At 66.4% G+C, this 509-nt stretch carries 1 protein-coding gene; it reads right to left on the bottom strand.

The window, feature by feature from the left end:
* On the bottom strand, positions 1-509 hold a 509-nt coding region (locus ACFO27_RS11890; protein WP_376817518.1), incomplete at both ends, for an Ig-like domain-containing protein.

Below are 509 nucleotides of genomic sequence, written 5' to 3'. Positions count from 1 at the left end.
CCCGATTCGAGCACCGTGCCCGTGCCGGACTGCGCAACCGGATCACTCGGCGTGACCTCGATCTCCGGCTTGGAGTCGCCCTGCAGCGTGATCGTCACCGTCGCTTCCGACGGATCCCCGTCGCCATCGGTGATCGTGTACTTGAACGTCACCTCGCCTTCCTCACCCATGCCCGGGGTGTAGGTAAAGGTGCCATCGGCGCCCAGCACCAGCGTGCCGGTACCCGTCAGCGAGTCCGCAACCTCCGCAACCGTGCCCTTGCCATCGGCGCCGAACACATCCGCGCCGCTGCCGTTGTCACCCAGCACGTTGCCCGTCACCACCGCATCCTCCGCGGTCTGCGTGAAGGCATCGGCATGGGCCGTGGGCACATCGTCCACGATCTCGACCGTCAGGCCCGCCGTGGCCTCATCGCCATCACTGTCGGTGACCTTCACCGTGAAGTCGTCGCTCTCCACGCCGACGCCATCGGTCGTCGCCGAGGTCAGCGTGTAGCTGTAGCTGTACAC

This window comes from Castellaniella denitrificans (assembly GCF_042653765.1).
In the GTDB taxonomy this organism is placed as follows: Bacteria; Pseudomonadota; Gammaproteobacteria; order Burkholderiales; family Burkholderiaceae_B; genus Castellaniella; species Castellaniella denitrificans.
The sequence above is the reverse complement of the archived record's forward strand: the minus strand, read 5'-3'. Positions and strand labels throughout refer to the sequence as shown.